Here is a 19,793-nt window from a genome sequence, read left to right on the forward strand (position 1 = left end):
GAATTCTCCTTGGTCGCTCAAGCGCACAGGCGGTCGAGCATGGCGTGTATCGCCTTGATCTGCACCGCGTTGCGCGAATAGTACGGCGACGCGGCGTCCTTGTTGCTGTATCCCCACCAATCCCAGCAGCCATCCGGATTCTGGATGGAGCCGTTGTCCGTGCCCTCGGCCTGCGGATAGAGCACGATGATGTCGTTGCTTTCGGCGATGTGGTTGTAGCCCGTCGTCGTGATGTAGCGGTTGCCGTACGGCGGCTGGTTGGCGATGTCCGCGCGGCCGTTGACGTAGTCGGTGTAGTTGTAGCCCTGCTTGCAGCCGTGCAGCGCGATATGCACGCGCGGCGCCTTCACCGCGCCTTGCAGCACTCTGGATGGAATGTAGGCATAGCCGAAGCGGCTCATGCTGGCCCACGGCGCATCCTCGCCCAGGAACTCCGTCTGGTCGAAGCGCAGCAGTTGGCCGTTGGCCTGCGCGGCCGGCGCTTTCAGGTCGTCGTAGATATGGCGCAGGATGTCGTGGGATTGCATGAAGCCGCCGTTGTTGATGTAGGGCGGCTGGTTGGTCGGCAAATCCGAATCCTCCGGGTTGTCGGTGATGATGCTGTGGCCGGCGGGCACGTCGTCGCGGTAGACGATGTTGTCGCGCTTCACGCCCAGCATTTCGTAGAACTGGCGGGTTTTCGCCACGACGTCGGAATAGACCACGTCATCTTCGCTGCCGGTGAAGATGTAGAGCCGGTCGTCGGCGAGGTTGGCGATGTCGTCGATCAGGCCGGCCTTGGCTGTGTCGCGCGCCATCTCGACCAGGCGTTGTGCGTCGGGACCGGTTTGCGGGATCAGCGGGTTCATGCAGATGTACAGGGAATTCTCGATGCGGGAATCTTCCGCCGTCACCAGTCCGCTGGGCTGGTAGGTTTCGGCGCAGCGGAACGGCCCGCCCGCGATGATGCCCGCGCCCGCAAAGCTGGCCGAACGGGCCAGGTGCAGCTGCACGGTCATGAAGGCGCCGGACGACAGGCCGGAGATGGAGTTGTTTCCCTTTGACGCAGCATACGATCCGAGTTGAACGATTTTCCCGTCTGCACTAGCAACCATCGTGGACCTCCTGTCATGAATTTTTCGGGGGAATTGGCCTGTAGCTGCCGGCCGGGTAGAAGCGGTATTCTGCGTGCGCCTCACGGCGGACTCTTGAGCTTTATCAAGATACGCGAAGAATAGAAAGATGCAAGAAGAATAATGTTTAACTTTTATCTAGCAATGCAGTCGCGGAATCTCACAGCGCCCGCGCTTGTAAATGAGAATCATTATTGTTAGAATGTATTTTTGCCAGCAATCGCCGTAGGTCCGAGAGCCAGCCGTCACCCTCACTCTTGGAACTCTATGGCCGCTATCATTTCGGGCGCCCGGCATACGGCCGCGCCTTTGTCTCCCCACGCCGTGACACTGGCGGTGCGATCCGCTTTGCTGACCTTGCTGGGCGCCGCGCTGCTGCCGGCCTACGCTGTTGAAACCGCCGATGCACCCGCCGCATCCGCCGCGCTCGGCGAGATCCTGGTCAAGGCCAAACGCGACGACAGCAGCAACACCCGCAGCGGCGCCACCGTCGTCATCGGCGCCGAGCAGATCAGCCAGAACAACGCCATCGACATGGCCAATATCGCCCGCTACGCGCCGCTGGTCAGCGTGCCGACGGCGGCCAGCGGCTCCGGCAATATCTGGGACGGCGCCGGCAATACCGGCATCAACATCCGTGGCGCCGAAGGCAACCGCGTCAGCCTGGAGCTGGACGGCATCGCGCTGCCGGACGCTGCACCCAAGCCGGACGGCAACTCCACCAACTCCTTCGGCATCGGCCGCGACTACTTCGATCCCGAAACCTTCCGCGAAATACGCATCGGTTCCGGCACCAGCCCGGCCGGCGCCGGCACGCCCGGCATCGGCGGTTCGGTATCGTTCATCACCAAGACGCCGGAAGAGTACCTGACCACCCGCAAGCTCTACGCCGACTACAAAGTTGGCTACACTTCCGACCGTGGCGCCCGCGTGCACGCGGTCACTGCTGCGGCCACGCTGAGCGAGAACCTGAAGGGCCTGATCGTCGGCGTGCACCGCGCCGGCGACGAAGGCAAGAGCCGCGGCAATGTCGCGCTCAATCCGGACGACTGGACTTCCGACGCCGTACTGGCCAAGCTGAACTGGACGCTGAGCGGCAACCAGAAACTGGGCTTCACCGTCGACAACTACAAATCCACGCACGACCGCGTCTACGCCAACAAGCTGGGCCCGTCGTATCCCGAAGGCGCGACGCAGAACTCGCGCACCGAGCGCACCCGCTACAGCATCGAGCACCACTACACGCCGGGCTCCGGCCTGCTGTTCGACACGCTGGACACCCGCGCCTACACGCAGAACGCCTCGGTGGTCGACCTGACCCGCGCCAGCTACATCACCGGCAACCAGCCTTACCTGCGCAACATCACGACCGGCTTCTACAACAACAGCAAGGGCCTGGCGACGGACGCCACCAAGCAGCTGGACGCGAACAGCCTGCTGAGCTACGGCATCAGCTACGAGCAGCAGGAAAGCCGCCGTCCATGGCAGGAAGACCGCACCGTCATCAAGACCGGCGCGCACCAGATCACCATGAAGAACCGCATGGCCGACATGGACACCGACAAGCTGGCGGCCTATTTGCGCGGCGAGTTCGGCTTCACGATGCTGGGCCGCCAGGCCACGCTGACGCCCGGCTTGCGCGGCGAACAGCGCAAGCTGCATCCGAAAAACCTGGAAGCGTATTTCATCGCCGTGCCAAGCGCGGCCAAGGAAATCAAGGATGAAACCGATTCCTTCTTCACGCCCAGCCTGAACCTGTCGGTCGAACTGGCACCGGGCTTCAGCGCCTACGCGCAGTACAGCCGAGGCACCCGCCTGCCGACCGCGGCCGAGCGCACCGGCACCTACGATTCGTTCACCTACACCGCCGCCGGCAACGCCTACGCCGTGATGGGCAATCCGAACCTGAAGAAGGAAACCAGCAACGCCTTCGACATCGGCCTGAAAGGCACGCCGACGCCGGGTGTGGAGCTGAGCACCTCGGTGTTCTACACCAGCTACAGCAATATGATCGAGTACGCAGCGCAGCCGCTGGACCCGGTCAACTATCCGACCATCACCTTCGGCCTGTTCCGTCCGGAGAACGTCGGCAAGGCCAACACCAGGGGCATCGAAGTCAGCGGCCGTTTCCAGCTGGGCCAGTGGCTGGCGCCGATGAAGGGCTACAGCGTGGCGCTGGCCGGCGGCATCTCGCAGGGCACGGCGGAAAACCGCACGACCGGCAAGAAAGCCGACCTGCCGTCGGTGCAGCCGTACAAGGCCAACGCCGTGTTCGCCTATGACGATCCGGCACTGCGCGGCGGCGCGGCCTTCGCGGTCAGCACCGTGCGCGGCAAGAAGGCCGCCGACGACGTGATCTCCGATAACAGCACCGCGCGCTTCAGCGTTCCAGGTTCGACCGTGATGGACTTCACGGCCTACTGGAACATCGGCAAGCACGTGGTCCTGAATGCCGGCGTCTACAACCTCGGCGACAAGAAGTACTGGGACTACGCTTCGGCGCGCAGCCTGCCTGCCGGCACCACCGCCGCCACGCTGGCCGATATCGAACGCTATGTCCGTCCGGGCCGCAACTACGCGGTCAACCTCAAAGTGATCTACTAAGGAGTTACCCATGAAAGCTCATCACCGCTTTGCCCTGGCGCTGACCGGCGCCCTGTTGCTGAACTATCTGCCAGCCAGTGCCGCCAGCTTGTCCGAACGCTACGACGCGCTGCGCACCAGCCAGCCACGTCTGCAAGCGCGCGACGCCGCCAAGACCTTGAACGTGTCCGAAGCCGACCTGCTGGCGATCGGCATCGGCAAGACCGTCACCCGTTTGCAGGAAGGCGAGAACGTGCCGCGAGAAATCATGCGCCGCGCGCTGGACCTGGGCACGGTGATGGCGCTGACGCGCAACGAGAACGGCGTACTGGAACGCACCGGCGTCGCCACCAGGCTCAAGCCGCAGGAAGAAATCACCGGCCTCGACGCCGACAAGGAAAAGGAACGCGAAGCCCGCATGCGCAACATCGCCGGCGGCTACCTGGGCGGCGAGATCGACATGCGCTTCACCTTCAAGAATTGGAAGTATGCGTTCGCCGTCGTACAGCCGGGCAAGGACGGCGTGGTGTCGCGCAGCCTGCAATTCTTCGATGCGCACGGCGACGCCGTGCACAAGGTCTACGTGAAGAGCGAGGCCGGCGTGCCGGTGTTCGACAAGCTGGTGGCGGACTTCCGCAACCCGGTGCAAAGCGCGGACCTGAAAGTGACGGCGGCGCCAGTCAAGACGGCCGAGAAGCCGGACAGCGCCATCGACGTCAAGGAATTCCAGATGGCGTGGAACGAGCTGACCGATGTGCACCAATTCAACCGCCTGCTGGGTGAGTTCGGCGTGTCGCGCGAACAGGCGATGCGCCTGGCGCCGGCCAGTTCCGTGCAGCGCGTGACGCCGCTGGCGGTGCGCCAACTGCTGGAAGAATCGGCCAAGCAGAAGCTGGAGATCATGGCCTTCCTCGGCAACGAGGCGGCGATCCAGATCTACAGCGGCAAGGTCAGCAAGGTGCAGGAGGCGGCCGGCTGGTTCAACGTACTGGACCCCGAGTTCAATCTGCACCTGCGCGACAACGCCTTCAACAGCGGCTACGTGATCAAGCGCGCCGGCGTGACGTCGGTGGAATTCTTCGACAAGAACGGCGAGCTGGTGGTGAGCTTCTTCGGCGTCCGCGAGCGCAACAAGCCGCAGCCGCAAAGCTGGGTCGACATGACGGCCGCGCTGCCTAAGGCCGGCGCCGATCGCCGCTGATCGGTAAAAATAGACGGAACTTGCATGCGAAAAGCCAGCTGTTGCTTTTCGCGCAAGCGGAAAAGTAACTGTTGATTTTTCAATCGGACGATGTCAAATTGCATATCTTAATAAAAATGCATGGAGACCGGAATGAAATTGCTGCCCGTCGTCAGTGTGCTCTTTTCCGTATTGCTGGCCGGCCCCGCAGGCGCCGATGAAACCTGCAACTCGCCCTACATGGCCAACCTGATCAAGGGCCAGGAAGACTACGTCCATGTCTGGACGCTGGGCATCCAGGGCGTCGGCAATGGCCAGGACAAGCTGGTGACGATCGACGTCAACCCGGCCTCGCCGAAGTACGGCAAGGTGATTCATTCGGTGTCGGTGCCGGGGCGCGGCGACGCCCACCACGTCGGCTTCACCGAAGACCGCAAATACCTGTGGGCCGGTCGTCTGCAGGACAGCAAGATCTTCGTGTTCGACGTCGGCACCGACCCGGCCCATCCCAAGCTGGTGAAGACCATCAACGATGTGGTCGACAAGAGCGGCTTCGTCGGCCCGCACACCTTCTACGCGCTGCCGGGGCGGATGCTGGTCGGCTTCCTGTCGAACCCGCGCGACATGGGCGGCGCCACCGGCATGGCGGTGTACAACAACAAGGGCGACGTGGTGGCCCGCTATCCCAACCCGACCGACAAGATCGGCGACGTGCAGGGCGACGGCTATGGCTATGACCTGGCGATCAATCCCGGCCGCAACGCCATGCTGACCTCCAGCTTCACCGGCTACAACAACTACCGCACCGACCTGGGCAAGCTGATCAAGGATCCGGCGGCCATGCAGAAGTTCGGCAACACCATGGTGCTGTGGGACTTCAAGGCCATGAAGCCGCAGCAGATCTTCAGCACCCCGGGAGCGCCGCTGGAAGTGCGCTGGTCGCAAGCCGCCGGCGACAACTGGGCGATCACCGCCACCGCGCTGACGTCCAAACTGTGGCTGGTCCGGCCGGACGCCAGCGGCCGCTGGCAGGCGCGCGATGTCGGGGCGATCGGCGACCCGGCCCAGACGCCGCTGCCGGTCGACATGTCGATCACGGCCGATGGCAAGGGCCTGTGGGTCAACACCTTCATGGACGGCAAGACCCGCTTGTTCGACCTGAGCAATCCTGAAGCGCCGCGCCAGGTGTATGAAAAAGTCACCGGCAAGCACGTCAACATGGTCAGCCAGAGCTGGGACGGCAAGCGCCTGTACATCACCACCAGCCTGCTTGAACACTGGGACCTGGACAATGACGACCACTTCGTCAAGCTCTACCACTGGGATGGCCGCGAGCTGAACCAGCAGTGGAAGATCGATTTCTACAAGGAGAAGCTGGGGCGTCCGCACCACATGAAGTTCAGCGCGAAGCCGGCTCCCAATGTGGCGTCGATACGCTGACATCTGGGCGCTGCTGCCGCTGCTGCTGTTGAGCGGAACGGATGGCGCGCGGCTGGCCGGTGCGGCGCAGCGCCAGGCGGCCGTGCCGCCGCAGCTGATCGTGCCCGCCGCCGGCAGCTACCACCTGCCTGTGATCCAGCAGGGGCCGCGCGGCACGGTGCTCGACAGCGACGGCCGCGACATGCCGCTGGAACGCTACACCACCGGCCGCGTCACGCTGCTCAATTTCATGTACACCTATTGCAGCGACCCGACCGCGTGTCCGGCGCTGTTCTCCACCTTGCACGGCTTGCGCGAGCGTCTGCTCAACACGCCTGCGCTGGCGCGGCGGGTGCAGTTCGCCAGCGTGTCCTTCGACCCCGTCAACGACACGCCGGAGGCGATGCGTTTCTATGGCGGCGCGCTGGGCAGCGCCGGCCAGCCCTTGCGCTGGCACTTCCTGACCTCGCGCTCGGTGGAGAAGCTGCAACCCATCCTCGACGATCTGGGGCAGAGCACGTCGGTGCAGCTCGACGCCCAGGGCAAGCCGACGCGCCTGTACTACCACCAGGTCAAGCTGTTCCTGCTCGACCGGCAGGGGCGGGTGCGCGAGATCTACAGTCCGGCCTTCCTGCAGCCCGAGCTGATCTACCGCGATATCCAGACGCTGCTGCTTGAAACGGACACCGCCCAGGCGGCGGACGGCCGGCGGCGGTACTAGCGGCCATGTCGACGCACAGCCGCATATCGGCCAGGCACTCGGTGGTCATCGTCGGTGGCGGCGCGGCCGGCATCGCCACGGCGGCCAGCCTGCTGGCGCGGCATCCCGGGCTCGACGTCGCCATCGTCGAACCGGCCGACACCCACTACTACCAGCCCGGCTGGACGCTGGTGGGCGGCGGCGCCATGCGCAGCGCCGCCACCGCCCGGCCGATGGAGAGGGCGATGCCGCGCGGCGCGCGCTGGATCAGGGCGGCGGTGGCCGGCTTCGCGCCGCAGCTCGACGCCATCGTGCTGGCCGATGGCGGCCTGCTGCACTATCGCCAGCTGGTGGTGTGTCCCGGCCTGAAGCTGGACTGGGACGCCATCGCCGGACTGTCCGGGACGCTGGGCCGCAACGGCGTCACCTCGAACTACCTGCACCGGCTGGCGCCCTACACCTGGCAGATGGTGCGGCAGCTGCGCGGCGGCCGCGCGCTCTTCACTCAACCGGCCATGCCGATCAAGTGCGCGGGTGCGCCGCAAAAGGCGATGTACCTGGCGGCCGACCATTGGCGCCGCAACGGCGTGCTGGGCGATATCGGGATTGAATTCTGCACGGCCGGTGGCGTGCTGTTCGGCGTTCCGGATTATGTGCCGGCGTTGATGGAGTATGTCGACGCCTATGGCATCGACCTGCGCTTCGGTAACGCGCTGGTCGCGGTGGATGGCGCGGCGAGAACGGCGACCTTCCGCCGCGCCTTGCCGGGCGGCGGCAGCGAAGAGATCCGGCGCGGTTTCGACTTGCTGCACGTGGTGCCGCCGCAGGTGCCGCCGGACTTCATACGCGGCAGCGCGTTGGCCGACGCGGGCGGCTGGCTGGACGTCGATCCGGCCACGCTGATGCACTGGCAATGGGACAACATCCATGCGCTGGGCGATGTCATCAACTGCGGCAACGCCAAGACCGTCGCCGCCGCCCGCCGCCAGGCGCCGGTGGTGGCGCACAATGTGCTGGCCGCGCTGGGCGGCGTCAAACAGGGAGCGCAAGGCCTCGCGCGCTACGACGGCTACGGCGCCTGTCCGCTGACGGTGGAGCGCGGCAAGGTGGTGCTGGCCGAATTTTGCTATGGCGGCCGCTTGTCGCCCAGTCTGCCCGGCTGGCTGATCGAGGGCACCCGCCCGTCGCGGCTGGCCTGGCTGCTCAAGCGGCATGTGCTGCCGCCCCTGTACTGGCGGGCCATGCTGAAGGGACGGGAGTGGCTGGCCGGGCCGGACGTCGATTGCATTTAAATTAATACTTGGCTATGCTGCGCTCTCCATCGTATCGAGGAGAATTCCATGTGGACTCATGTAGCAAGCATAGAAACAAGCGCCACGCCGGCGGCTGTCTGGGCGTTGTGGTCCGACGTCGCCGGCTGGAAGCAGTGGAACGCCGGCATCGTGAATATCGAACTGCACGGGCCCTTTGCCGACGGCACGCGCTTCACGATGCAGGTGCCGGGTGACGACATCTTCACCAGCACCCTGTTGACCGTGCGCGAGAACCAGGAGTTCACCGACGAGACCGTCATCGACGGCAATCGCGTGCTGGTGTTCCACCGCATCGAAGTACTGCCGTCCGGCCTTACGCGCATCAGCTACAGCACCGAGATCACCGGCCCGCAGGAAGCGGAATTCGGGCCGATGGTGGTGGGCGATTTCCCCGACGTGCTGGCGGCGCTGAAGCGCTGCGCGGAAAATCAGTAGGCGTAGCTGACGTAGACCGCGGCGGTGGGGCTGGTCTTGCGCTCGGTGAGCGGGCTGCGCGCGGCTTCGCGCAGCAGGTGAGTGGCGCCCACCATCGTGGTGATGCCCCATTTCTGGTCGAGCTTGTGCTGCCATGTCAGCATGACGTTGGCTTCGTACAGGCCGGACTTCGGCTGATAAGCCTTGAACTTGGACGTGCTCGCCTGCTTGGCGGTGACGCCGTAGTAGGTCTGCGCATATTTGCTGTCCGCAAAGCCGGCGCCGACGCCCAGCGAAATCTTATCGTTGGGCGCGTCCAGCAAATGCGCCGTCACGCCGGTGTGGAAGGTCTTGCCGTTCTCGCGCTGCGACAGCGGGATGTCCGCGCTGACGTTAAGCTCCAGCAAAGGGATGGGCTTGTAGCCCAGGCTCAGCATGGCGTTGGCGCTGCCCTTGATATCGCCCATGCCCTTCAGGTTCGCGCTGCCGGTGTTGCCGAACAATCCCTTTTCATTCTTTTCCTTGCGGTCGCCGCGATAGCCCAGTGCCGCGCTGTAGGTCAGCGGGCCGCCGTCGCCGCCGTAGCCGATGCCGCGCAGGGTGCTGGCGAAGAAGCCGCTGGCATGGCTGTAATCGATCAGGATCACCGGTGCGACGGTGTTCTGCTTGGAGCCGGAGTAGCGCGCACCGGCGGCCACGCCGCCGCCGAGCATGAGTTGGCTGTCGTCGGCCGCAAGGGCCAGGGTGGGCAGCAGCAGGCAAGCGGCGGCTGCGGAGATCAGGCGTAAGTTCATGGTGAAGTCCATTCAAAAGTAGTGCCGGCGCCCCAATGGCCCGGTAAACTGCGAGCAGTATGTTCACCACGCATGAAGGCAATCTGAGCCTTTGATGAAGAAAGCATGAAGATGGTTCTTTAGCTCATCTTCAGATTCGGATGTTCTAATACCGCCTATGAAAATCCTGCTGATAGAAGACGACCTGGACCTGGGCAACGGCGTGCGCATCGCGCTGTCGGAGCAGGGCATGGACGTGGTCTGGGTACGCACCCTGGACGACGCCGCACGCAGCCTGGCGCACGATGGCTGCGACCTGGTGCTGCTCGACCTGGGCTTGCCCGACGGCGATGGCCTGGCCCTGCTCGCCCAGTTGCGCCGCAACCCGGTGCAGGGCGACAGCGGCGGCCTGCCGGTGCTGATCCTCAGCGCGCGCGATACGCTGGACGACCGCTTGTCCGGCCTCGACCGGGGCGCCGACGACTACCTGGTCAAGCCCTTCGTGCTGGCCGAGCTGCTGTCGCGGGTGCGCGCGCTGGCGCGGCGCAGCTACGGCTTCGACGGCGAGAGCATCGAAGTGCGCGGCCTGGCGCTGCATGCGCCGACGCGGCGCGTCAGCGTGGGCGGGCGCGCGGTGGAGCTGACCGCCAGCGAATATGCGCTGCTCAAGATGCTGATGATGCGCACCGACCGCGTGCTGACGCGGCGCGTGCTGGAGGAGCAAACCCTGCCCGGCAGCCAGACCAACGCCAGCAACACGCTGGACGTGCACATGGCCAACCTGCGGCGCAAGATAGGCGAGGGCTATATCCGCACCGTGCGCGGCATCGGCTACGTGATCGACCAGCAGGCGCGCGGCGGTGCCGCGTGAATTGGCTGCGGCGCCTGTGGCGCGTGGTCGCCGAGCCGACGCTGGCGCGGCGGCTGATGATGGTGCAGGTGGTGCTGGTGCTGGTGATGTGGGGCGGCGTGATTACCCTCATCGTCCACAATGGCGGCGACAGCTCCAGCTATCTGAACTCCACCAAGTCTTTCGATGCGGTCATCCGCGTGGCGGAGAACCTGGCCAGCCAACCGGTGCTGCAGCAGCAAAGCCTGCTCGCCATCGACGAGGCGCTGCGCGAGGAATTCGATGCCAGCGAGCTGCACGAGCTGGGGCCGATGCTGCTGGTCTGGCAGGGCGAGCGCCTGGTCTACCGTTCGAAGGCGGCGTCGCTGGCTCTGAGCGGCAAGGGCGCGGACGGCGTGGAAACCGTGTATATCCAAGGCGAGCGTTACCGCGCGCGCACCGTGCGCTCGCGGCGGTCGGACATGTGGCTGACGGCGGCGGCGCCGGTCGGCTGGATCAATGTGTTCGTGACGATTAATTCTCGCGGCTACTTCCTGCTGCCTTTGCTCATCAGCCTGCCGCTTTTGCCCTTGCCGGCGTGGTGGTCGATCCGCATCGCGATGCGGCCGTGGCGGCGGGTGGCGCAGGAGGTGGCGGCGCGCGGCCCGCATGATCTGACGCCGTTGCAGTTCAAGCCGCCGCACCGCGAACTGGCGGCGATGGTCGACAGCGTCAACGCCTTGCTGCTGCGGGTCAGCCAGAGCGCGCTGCGCGAACGTAGCTTCATCGCCGACGCCGCGCATGAACTGCGCACGCCGCTGGCGGCCATGCGCGTCAATGCGGAAGCCTTGCAGGGACAGGACAACGGGCCGGTGCAGCGCGAGCTGTTGAACGGCATCCTCAGCAGCGGCAACCGCGCCGGGCGGCTGGTCGGCCAGTTGTTGCAGCTGATGCGCAGCGACGCCACCGGCAGCGAGCCGCACGTGCGGCTGGGGCTGGACGCCTTGCTGCAGGATAGGCTGGCGGCCTTGTCGGGGCTGGCTTCACGCGACGGCATTGAGTTGGAGTTGGCGGTGGCGGAGCCGGTGTGCGTGATGGGGCAGCACGAGAGCCTGGTGTCGCTGGTGGACAATCTGGTGGAGAACGCGATCAAGTACAGTCCGCCGCATGGCGTGGTCAGGGTGAGTTTGTCGCGGGTGGCGGGGCAGGCCTTGCTGACGGTGGAGGACCAGGGGCCGGGCATCGTGCCGGAGTTGCGCCTGCGCGTGTTCGACCGCTTCTTCCGCGATCCGCAGCAGACCAAGAGCGGCAGTGGCTTGGGGCTGGCGATCGCCGCCTCGGCGGCGGCCAGCCATGGTGGCCGCATCGAGCTGGGCGACGCCCAGGGCGGCGGCTTGCTGGCGCAGGTGCAACTGCCGTTGACTTAGCGCACGGTACGAAATGTGTTGTTAATACATTCATGCTGGCATATTATAAAGTTATCAAATAATTTATAAGGCCGATCATGAAGAAGATGTTGAAAGTTGCAGCCACCTTGTGCGTGGCGCTGGCGTGTTCGGCCAGCGCCGGCGCGGCGTCGATCACCATCGATTTTGAACACCTGCCGGGAGCCGATGGCGTGCTCGGCACGGCCGACGATGTGCCGACCCCGAACGAGTTCCTGCAACCATTGGGCGAGAGTTACGCCGCCATCGGCCTGCATTTTTCGCAGGGTTCGCTGCTGCAGGCGGCGTTTTACGATGGCGATGCGCAGAACCATTTCATCAGTTCGACCAGTCCTGTCGCCACGCTGTCCGTGCCGGTGTATGGCATTTCCATCGAGAGTTTTTCGTTCTGGAATGCGACGCTGACGGCCTATGACAGCCAGGGCCACGTGCTGGCCACGAATACGCTGGTGAACCCGTTGTCCGGCCAGGAAGCCATGCGCGGTGCGCTGAGCATCACCAGCGCCGCGCCGATTTACCGCTTCTCGATTCTGCCGCCTGAACAGCAGCAGATCCTGAATCTGGACCGCCTGGTGTTGAACACGTCGCCGGTGCCGGAACCGGGCCAGTTCGCCATGCTGCTGGCCGGCCTGGCGCTGACGGCAGGCTATGCCCGCCGTCGCTCCCGCTCAGTGCGCTAAACCCATTCAGCCCAGGATGGCGGCCCGGCCCAGCGCCGGGTCGTCGGTGAAGAAGCCGTCCATGCCGGTGGCGATGTAGCGCTTGATCTCGGCGATCGAGCCTGCCTCGTTGCGCGCAGCATCGCCGGCATTGTTGCGGAAGTCCGCCGCCAGGAAATGATTCTCCGGACGGAAGGTCCACGGCTCCACTCGCAAGCCCACCTTGTGCGCATCATCGACCAGCGAGCTAGTCTGGTCCAGGCTGCCGTCCTTCTTCAGCGGGATCAGCGAGCGCGTCGGCGGCGCCACCACGTCGGCGTATTGCGCGATGTCGCGCAGGCCGGCCGGCGTGCACATCTGCGCGAAGGTCAGCGTGCCGCCGGCCTTGGCCACGTCCATCGGTCGCACGTTCTCGGCGATCACCAACTGCATCAGGCGCAGGTTGGCGCGCTGGCCCAGCTTGCCGCGCATGTACTTCAGGTTGGCCACTTCGAAGGACTGGATCTCGACCGGATTGCGGCGCGTGTAGTCGTGCGCGGCCAGGATGGACAGGAAACGGTCTTCCAGCGGCAAACCGACGCTGGCGAAATACGTCGAATGTTTGAGCTCCGGCACCAGGCCGATGATGCGACCGCGCGCCGCCGCTTCCGCCGCCGTGAAGTCGATGATCTCTTCAAACGTCAGCACCTGGAACATGCCGTCGTACCGGGCGCTGCCCGGACGGTATTGCGGCAGGCGCTCGACCGCGCGCAGCGTCTTCAGCTCGGCCAGCGTGAAGTCGTCGACGAACCAGCCTTCGTGGGTTTCGCCGTCGATGGTCTTGCGCGTCTTGCGGCCGGCGAATTCGGGATGGCTGGCGACATCGGTGGTTTCGCTGAGGAAGGCTTCATGGCGCGCGACCAGCACGCCATCCTTGGTGCTGCACAGGTCGGGCTCGATGTAGTCGGCGCCGTCGGCGATGGCCTTGGCGTACGAGCCCAGCGTGTGCTCGGGACGCAGCGCGCTGGCGCCGCGGTGGCCGAACACCAGCGGGGTTTTCGGACCCGCGCCGACCGCGCCCACGCCCGGCATGCCGGACAGGTCGGGCGAGGCAGGCGAGGCCGCCGCCAGCACGGAGCCGGGCAGCATCAGCGCGGCGCCGGCTGCCGCCGCCGTCTGGATGAAGCCGCGCCGCGACAGGCGTTGAGGTAAATACAGTCCGTTCATCAGAAGTCCGCCATCAAAGTCAGGAAGCCCTGGCGTGGTGCGATCGGGAAGGTGTTGTACGTGCCGCTGGCCGCGCCGACCACCACGTTCAGGCTGCCTTCGCGATTGGCCAGGTTGCTGACGTTCAAACGGTAGCGGGCGTTCTTCACCCAGCTGTTGTTCAGGAAAGGCAGCTTGCCCGATACGCCCAGGCTCATCAGGAAGTAGCTCGGCACGTCCAGGTCGTTGGTGTAGGTGGCGTAGCGCTTGCCGACGTAGTCGCCGATCAGCTGGAACTCGGTGTCGGCCACGGTCATCGTGGCGACGAACTTGTTCATCCACTCCGGGCTGCCCGGCACGGACTTGCCGGAGGTCGGCACCACATCCTTGCCGTTGTTGTAGTTGTCCGAGTAGGTCGAACGGTTGAACGATACAGCATCGTAGAACGAGAACATGCGGCCGAAATGCAGCGTGCCGGAGATGTCGATGCCGTCGGTCTTGACGCTGCCGACGTTGGCCAGCACCGGATTGCCGCCGATGATGGAGGTGATCACCGGCGTCGGGCTGATGGTCAGCAGGCGGTCCTTGAAGTCGACGTGGTACAGGCTGACCTGGCCGTCGAAGGCTTTCAGCGGGCCCAGGTCCAGCTGGTGGCTGGTGCGCATGCCCAGCTCGTAGGTGATCGAGGTCTCAGGCTTGGCGGTGCTCTTGAACAGGTCGAACGCGGCCTGGCTCGCCAGGCTCCACGGCGAGGCGCCACCGCCGCCGTAGGTGACGAACTGGCGCATATTCTTTTGCACGTTGACGAACATCTGGTCTTGCGGCGTGATGTCCCAGCGCGCGCCGACCTGCGGCAGGAACCATTTCTTGGTGATGATCTCGCCGACCGGCAGGGCCAGCGAACCGTTGGCGATCGCGCCCTTGGCCGGCTGCACCGGGAACTGGCCGTCGGCAAACTGCAGGCTGGACTTGAAGCCGGCTTGCAGCGCCAGGTCGTCGCGCACGCGCCACTCGTCTTGCAGGTGGATCTGCGCGACCTTGTTGTTGATCTCGCTGCCGTACTGCGTGATCAGCGGATTGCTCGGACGGTCGTATGGCGAGCTCGGGTTGTTCACGTCCAGCGCGTACCAGCGGCGGTAGGCCGACGAGCGGTTGTGCTCCAGCCACAGGCCGCCTTGCAGCTTGTGGTTGCCGAACTCGCTGGTCAAGGTCGACAGCCAGCCGTTGCGGTTGATCGCGTATTCGGTGGTGCGGGTGGCGTAGCCGGAGTTGCCAAACACCTGCTTCAGGTTCTGGCCGGGGAAGTAGACCGCGAACAGGCCAGGCAGGCCGGCCACGCCGATCGGACCGGCCACCACGCCGACGCCGTCGTCGTTGTGGTAGTAGACCTGGTTGGACCAGGTGGTCGATTCGCCGATGTTCATGTCGAACTTGGCGTAGGTCAGGTAATCCTTGCGCTGGGCGTCGCTGTAGTAGTTGCGGTAGTTGTTGCCTTCGGCCGCAGGCGTGGCGCCGGTCGGCGACAGGTAGTTCAGCGCGGTCTGGAAGTTCGGGTACATGAACGGACGGGTGTACGGCTGGTACTTCTCGGTGGCCGAGCGCACGGTGGCGTCTTCGTTCGGCTCGATCTTGTCCGAATAGTTGAAGAACAGCGTCAGCTTGCCGGCGTTGCTCTGGTTGACATACTTGGCGTTGACCTGGTCGCCGCCCTGGCGGCCGTTGAAGTCCCAGGCCTTTTGCTCGTGGTGGACGGCCGAGATGTAGGCGCTGTTGCCGCTGCCGAAGTCGCCGGTGTCGTAGCGCAGGAAGGTGCGCGAAGTGTTGTAGCTGCCGACGGTCTGCTGCACGGCCAGGTTGCGGCTGCGCTGCGGATCGCTGGAGAAAGTCTCGATGGTGCCGCCCAGGTTGCTGGTGGACGCGGTCGACAGGTCGCCGGCGCCGGACGACAGGATGACGTTGCCGACGTTCTCGCTGATGACGGCGCGCTGTGGCGACAGGCCGTTGTAGTTGCCGTACTGCTGGTCGCCGAGCGGCACGCCGTCCATGGTGTAACCCAGTTGCGGGCCGCTGAAGCCGTGGATGAACAGCGACAGATTCTGCTCGTTGTTGCCCCATGGGTCGGCGGTCTGGAAGCTCACGCCCGGCAGGGTTTGCAATGCCTTCAACGGGTTAATGCCCGGCAGGATCTTCTGCATATCGCCCTTGGTCAGCGCGACCGAGGAGCGGGTTCTGCGGGTGGCGATTTCGATCGTGGCGACCGGAGCGGCGGCCGCCGCTTCGGCTTCCGTAGCGTGGCCGGCTGCGGTGGCCGGTGCGTCGGCGGCCATGTCGGCCACGGCGGCGGCGACGTTGGCGGCCATCGCCAGCATGGGGAAGCTCAGCGCGGCGAAGCACACTGCGGATAATTTCTTGTTCATGATCGGCCTTGAATACCAGTTGGAGGGAAATGAAAACTTTGCGCATGATAGGCACTGAGTGTTACCGGATCATGACGCCGGTGAGATACACTGCTGACTGCAAACAAGGAGAGGATCACGATGCGCAAACTTTTGATGCTGGCGCTGGCGGGGTTGGTAGCTCAGCTGGCCGGCTGCTATACGGTGAACCAGGCGGCGCTGGGCAACTTCATCACGCAGACGGTGCAGCCTGGCATGCCGCTGGATCAGGCGCTGGTGCGCATGCGGACCGAAGGCTTTTACTGCAATACCAGTTCGGCCGGCACGGTGACGATCTGTACCCGCAACCAGGAGCGCTTGCTGCGCGGTTCCTGCGTCGAGCGGGTTGACCTGGTGCGCAGCACCACCTCCACCCAGACCCTGGGTTCCATCGACGTGATGGAAACCCGCTGCGCTAAATTCTGACCATGGATACCAAGCCGAGCTTGCAAGACTGGGCGCTGGCCGCGATCGGGATCATGTTTGTCCTGATGGGGCTGGTGATACTTCCACACGATCTCAACATCGGCGTGACGACCATCGCCTTATTCGGCGTGTGCGCCGCAGTGGGCGTCAACACGATCGTGCGCAAGCGGCGTTATGCGCGGCAGCGCGTGGATGGGGTTCAGGTTGTCGGTGGCGTGCGCATCCGGCCTTCGCGGCTCCGGCTGGTCTTGTTTGGCGGTTTGCTGCTGGGACTGGGTGTCGTGCTGCTGGTCTTTAGTTCCACCGCGCCGTATCTGATCTGGCTCAGCTTTTGGGTGATCGTCGTCGTGGGCGCGCTGATGCTGGTCGGCGTCGCCGTGGGGTATCTGCCAAACCAATATATCGAGTTCAGGCCGGACGGATTGGTGTTGGGCTTCAAGAGCTGGGCGGTGCTGCTGCCATGGGACCGGATAGCGCGGGTGTCCGCCGGCGAGATGCACCGCAATCCGGTGCTGCTGCTATCGCTCGACGCACCGGAAACCTGCGACGTCACGCCACCCGCCAAGCTGGGCAAATTCCTGAAATACGTTGGGCAAAGCCGAGGCTGGATTGGCGCCGATATCTTCCTGATGACGACGCACTTCGGCATCGATCTGCCCGTGCTGGTCGGCGCCATCAGCCGCTACGTGGCGGACCCCGCAGCGCGCGCCGAGCTGGCGCCGCCGAAGGCGTTGGAGGGCTGACCCCGACGGGGACAGCCCGAGGGGTTTAGTGCTTCACTTCACCAGCCGGGATCAGCGCTTCGACCGGCGCATCGGTGGCGAACAGCTGGGCGCAGTCGACCTTGTCGTAGTCGTAGTGCTGGCCGCAGAAGTCGCAGTTGACGCCGACGTGGCCTTGCTCTTCCAGCACGCTGTCGACTTCGGCGCGGCCCAGCATCTTCAACATATTGCCGACCTTCTCGCGCGTGCAGGTGCAGTGGAAGGCAGGGTGCAGCGGCTCAAACACGCGGATGGTCTCCTCCCAGAACAGGCGCTCCATCAGCACGTCGATGGTGGTCGACAGCAGTTCCGCTTCCTTCAGCGTGGAGCCGAGGATCACGGCGCGGTTCCAGGTTTCCAGCGCGTCGTCTTCGGTCAGCGGCGCGGTCTCGACGGCGGTCTTGCCGCCGTTGTAAGGCAGCTTTTGCAGCAGCAGGCCGCGCGAGACGTTGTCGTCCGCCGCCAGCCACAGCTTGGTGTCCAGCTGTTCCGAACGCAGCATGTAGTTTTCGATGACGGTGCTGACATCGTCGCCGTCCAGCGGCACGATGCCCTGGTAAGGCTGCTGGCCAGGCATCTTGTCGGCCGGGTCGAGCGTGATGATGAAGCGGCCCTTGCCATGCTCGTTCAGCAGCGCTTGCAGCTTGGCGTCGTCGGCGATGGCCGCGTCGGGATCGAGCTTGGCGGTGGCGCGCAGGTTCAGGTCGGCGTCGCATTCGACCACCAGCAGGCGCAGCGGGCCGTCGCCGTGGATCTGCATGATGATGGTGCCGTTGAACTTCAGGTTGGCCGACAGCAGCGCGGCCGCAGCCACCATCTCGCCCAGCAGTTTCTTGACCGGGGCAGGGTAGGCGTGGCGCGACAGCACCTCGCGCCAGGTGGCGGAAATGTCGATGAACTCGCCGCGCACGGCGGCGTTATCGAAGATGAATTTTTGCAGGGTGTCCTGGCCGGTGATGGGGGTAATGCTCATGTGTTATCCGATCTTTTTGAGTTGCGTCTTGAACAGTTGGCCGCGCTTGACATAGCTGTCGGCGCTGGCGAGCAGGCGGGCCGCGTCGTCGGCGGTCAGCGTGCGCACGGCCTTGGCCGGCGAGCCGATAATCAGCGAGTGGTCCGGAAATTCCTTGCCTTCCGTGACCAGCGCGCCGGCGCCGACCAGGCAGCCCTTGCCGATCTTGGCGCCGTTGAGGATCACGGCCTGGATGCCGATCAGGGCGCCGTCGCCGATGGTGCAGCCGTGCAGCATGGCCTGGTGGCCGATGGTGACGTTGCTGCCCACGGTGAGCGGGTAGCCCATGTCGGTGTGCATGACCGTGCCTTCCTGGACATTGCTGTTTTCGCCGATGGTGATGCGTTCGTTGTCGCCGCGCAGGGTCGCACCGAACCACACCGAGCTGTTGGCGTGCAGGCTGACTTTGCCGATGATGGTGGCAGAGTCGGCTACAAATGACGATGCATCGATCTCGGGCGCGTGTTCGCCCAGTTGATATATAGACATTGGAAACCTTAGTTGAGTGCTGAATACAGCGCTGATGAGCGGTGGGATGGCGCTATTTTACGCTTGAGCGGCTATCGAACGGTCGTGCTATTATTTTACTTCATCGCCAGCAAGCAACCGATATTGCGCCGGCTTACGCATTTTCAAGGACCATCATGACCTTCACTTCGTCCCGCTCGGAATTCCTGACCATCCGTGGCCTGCGCTGCCACGTGCGCCACTGGGGGCGGGATGGCGCTCCCAAAATCTTCATGCTGCACGGCTGGATGGATGTCGGCGCCTCGTTCCAGTTCGTGGTCGACGCCCTGCAGGGCGACTGGCATGTGATCGCGCCGGACTGGCGCGGTTTCGGCCTGTCGCAGCGCTGCGGCGGCGATACCTACTGGTTCCCCGACTACCTGGCCGACCTGGATGCGATCCTGCGCCACTACTCGCCGGACGAGGCGGTCAATCTGCTGGGGCACAGCATGGGCGGCAACGTGGTCGGGCTGTACGCCGGCGCGCGGCCGGAGCGCATCCGCAAGCTGATCAACCTGGAGGGCGGCGGCCTGCGCTCCAGCAAGCCGGAGCAGGCGCCGGGCCGCTACGCCAAGTGGATGGACGCGCTGCTGGAGCAGCCCGAGCTGCGCAACTACCCGTCGCAGGCGGCCGTCGCGGCCCGTCTGCAAAAGACCAACCCGCGCCTCGGCGACGAGCGCGCGGCCTTCCTGGCGCAGCACTGGTCGGCGCAGAACGATGCGGGCGAATGGGAAATTCTCGGCGATCCGGCGCACAAACAGCCCGGCCCGCTGCCCTACCATGTGGAAGACATCATGGCGTGCTGGAGCGCGATCACGGCGCCGGTGCTGTGGGTGGAGGCCGAGCAGACCAATATGTGGACCTGGATGGGCGGCGAGCAGGAGGGGCGTGCCGAACTGGAGCGCCGCCTGGCGCACCTGCGCGACCTCGAATGCAAGGTGCTGGCCGACGCCGGCCACATGCTGCACCACGACCAGCCCGAGGAGCTGGCCCACCTGATCGAAGCCTTCCTGGCGCGCTAAGCGGAATCGCTTGCCAAG

At 64.8% G+C, this 19,793-nt stretch carries 18 protein-coding genes; 12 read left to right on the top strand and 6 right to left on the bottom strand.

Features of this window, described 5'->3' with window-relative positions; genetic code table 11:
• Nucleotides 1–17: 17 nt before the first annotated feature.
• Nucleotides 18–1,094, bottom strand: a complete 1,077-nt coding sequence (locus GEV01_RS05645) for an extracellular catalytic domain type 2 short-chain-length polyhydroxyalkanoate depolymerase (RefSeq protein WP_152802499.1) — start codon at nucleotides 1,092–1,094, stop codon at nucleotides 18–20.
• 285 nt (nucleotides 1,095–1,379) lie between these two features.
• On the opposite strand from GEV01_RS05645, the gene GEV01_RS05650 reads away from it, so the two are divergent.
• The 6 genes from GEV01_RS05650 (at nucleotide 1,380) to GEV01_RS05675 (ending at nucleotide 8,742) form a co-directional block, all read left to right on the top strand.
• A complete protein-coding gene (locus GEV01_RS05650; RefSeq protein ID WP_152802501.1) occupies nucleotides 1,380–3,716 on the top strand; it encodes a TonB-dependent receptor domain-containing protein in 2,337 nt (778 codons plus the stop codon).
• Between the two features lie 10 nt (nucleotides 3,717–3,726).
• A complete protein-coding gene (locus GEV01_RS05655) occupies nucleotides 3,727–4,896 on the top strand; it encodes a hemin-degrading factor (RefSeq protein WP_152802503.1) in 1,170 nt (389 codons plus the stop codon).
• Nucleotides 4,897–5,028: 132 nt separating this feature from the next.
• Nucleotides 5,029–6,315, top strand: a complete 1,287-nt coding sequence (gene mtoX, locus GEV01_RS05660; RefSeq protein ID WP_152802505.1) for a methanethiol oxidase — start codon at nucleotides 5,029–5,031, stop codon at nucleotides 6,313–6,315.
• On the top strand, nucleotides 6,296–7,015 hold the full coding sequence (locus GEV01_RS05665) for an SCO family protein (RefSeq protein ID WP_152802507.1): 720 nt from the start codon (nucleotides 6,296–6,298) through the stop codon (nucleotides 7,013–7,015). Before mtoX ends, GEV01_RS05665 begins: the two co-directional genes overlap by 20 nt.
• 5 nt (nucleotides 7,016–7,020) lie before the next feature.
• On the top strand, nucleotides 7,021–8,286 hold the full coding sequence (locus GEV01_RS05670) for an NAD(P)/FAD-dependent oxidoreductase (protein ID WP_152802509.1): 1,266 nt from the start codon (nucleotides 7,021–7,023) through the stop codon (nucleotides 8,284–8,286).
• 48 nt (nucleotides 8,287–8,334) lie between these two features.
• Nucleotides 8,335–8,742, top strand: a complete 408-nt coding sequence (locus tag GEV01_RS05675; RefSeq protein ID WP_152802511.1) for an SRPBCC family protein — start codon at nucleotides 8,335–8,337, stop codon at nucleotides 8,740–8,742.
• Here GEV01_RS05675 and GEV01_RS05680 read toward each other — a convergent pair.
• Nucleotides 8,736–9,515 (bottom strand): MipA/OmpV family protein, encoded by a 780-nt coding sequence (locus GEV01_RS05680; RefSeq protein ID WP_175022951.1) that lies wholly within the window; start codon nucleotides 9,513–9,515, stop codon nucleotides 8,736–8,738. The two genes, GEV01_RS05675 and GEV01_RS05680, sit on opposite strands and share 7 nt — an antisense overlap.
• 157 nt (nucleotides 9,516–9,672) lie before the next feature.
• Here GEV01_RS05680 and GEV01_RS05685 point away from each other — a divergent pair, with 157 nt between their 5' ends.
• The 3 genes from GEV01_RS05685 to GEV01_RS05695 all read left to right on the top strand — a co-directional run bounded on the left by GEV01_RS05685 (nucleotide 9,673) and on the right by GEV01_RS05695 (nucleotide 12,448).
• Nucleotides 9,673–10,365: a response regulator gene (locus tag GEV01_RS05685; protein ID WP_152802515.1), complete on the top strand. Its 693-nt coding sequence runs from the start codon at nucleotides 9,673–9,675 to the stop codon at nucleotides 10,363–10,365.
• The gene (locus tag GEV01_RS05690) at nucleotides 10,362–11,750 is read left to right on the top strand and encodes an ATP-binding protein (RefSeq protein ID WP_328595446.1); all 1,389 of its coding nucleotides are present in this window, start codon (nucleotides 10,362–10,364) and stop codon (nucleotides 11,748–11,750) included. The genes GEV01_RS05685 and GEV01_RS05690 overlap by 4 nt, the downstream gene beginning before the upstream one ends.
• A 77-nt stretch (nucleotides 11,751–11,827) precedes the next feature.
• Nucleotides 11,828–12,448, top strand: coding sequence for a PEP-CTERM sorting domain-containing protein (locus tag GEV01_RS05695; RefSeq protein WP_152802516.1), 621 nt, complete (start codon nucleotides 11,828–11,830; stop codon nucleotides 12,446–12,448).
• Between the two features lie 6 nt (nucleotides 12,449–12,454).
• Here the strand turns inward: GEV01_RS05695 and GEV01_RS05700 are convergent, their stop codons facing one another.
• Together GEV01_RS05700 and GEV01_RS05705 are read right to left on the bottom strand one after the other, a co-directional pair.
• Entirely contained in the window at nucleotides 12,455–13,633 is a 1,179-nt protein-coding gene (locus tag GEV01_RS05700; RefSeq protein ID WP_152802518.1) for a glycerophosphodiester phosphodiesterase, read from the bottom strand.
• Nucleotides 13,633–16,029 (bottom strand): TonB-dependent receptor, encoded by a 2,397-nt coding sequence (locus GEV01_RS05705; RefSeq protein ID WP_152802520.1) that lies wholly within the window; start codon nucleotides 16,027–16,029, stop codon nucleotides 13,633–13,635. The genes GEV01_RS05700 and GEV01_RS05705 overlap by 1 nt, the downstream gene beginning before the upstream one ends.
• A 120-nt stretch (nucleotides 16,030–16,149) precedes the next feature.
• Here GEV01_RS05705 and GEV01_RS05710 point away from each other — a divergent pair, with 120 nt between their 5' ends.
• Nucleotides 16,150–16,473, top strand: coding sequence for a hypothetical protein (locus GEV01_RS05710; RefSeq protein WP_152802522.1), 324 nt, complete (start codon nucleotides 16,150–16,152; stop codon nucleotides 16,471–16,473).
• A 2-nt stretch (nucleotides 16,474–16,475) separates the two neighbouring features.
• Nucleotides 16,476–17,216, top strand: a complete 741-nt coding sequence (locus tag GEV01_RS05715; protein ID WP_152802524.1) for a hypothetical protein — start codon at nucleotides 16,476–16,478, stop codon at nucleotides 17,214–17,216.
• A gap of 25 nt (nucleotides 17,217–17,241) precedes the next feature.
• Here GEV01_RS05715 and hslO read toward each other — a convergent pair whose 3' ends face one another.
• On the bottom strand, nucleotides 17,242–18,207 hold the full coding sequence (gene hslO / locus GEV01_RS05720) for an Hsp33 family molecular chaperone HslO (RefSeq protein WP_152802526.1): 966 nt from the start codon (nucleotides 18,205–18,207) through the stop codon (nucleotides 17,242–17,244).
• Between the two features lie 3 nt (nucleotides 18,208–18,210).
• On the bottom strand, nucleotides 18,211–18,735 hold the full coding sequence (locus GEV01_RS05725; protein ID WP_152802528.1) for a gamma carbonic anhydrase family protein: 525 nt from the start codon (nucleotides 18,733–18,735) through the stop codon (nucleotides 18,211–18,213).
• A 155-nt stretch (nucleotides 18,736–18,890) separates the two neighbouring features.
• Here GEV01_RS05725 and GEV01_RS05730 point away from each other — a divergent pair, with 155 nt between their 5' ends.
• A complete protein-coding gene (locus GEV01_RS05730) occupies nucleotides 18,891–19,775 on the top strand; it encodes an alpha/beta fold hydrolase (protein ID WP_152802530.1) in 885 nt (294 codons plus the stop codon).
• Nucleotides 19,776–19,793 lie beyond the last annotated feature (18 nt).

It is taken from the genome of Rugamonas rivuli, from assembly GCF_009380165.1.
In the GTDB taxonomy this organism is placed as follows: Bacteria; Pseudomonadota; Gammaproteobacteria; order Burkholderiales; family Burkholderiaceae_D; genus Rugamonas; species Rugamonas rivuli.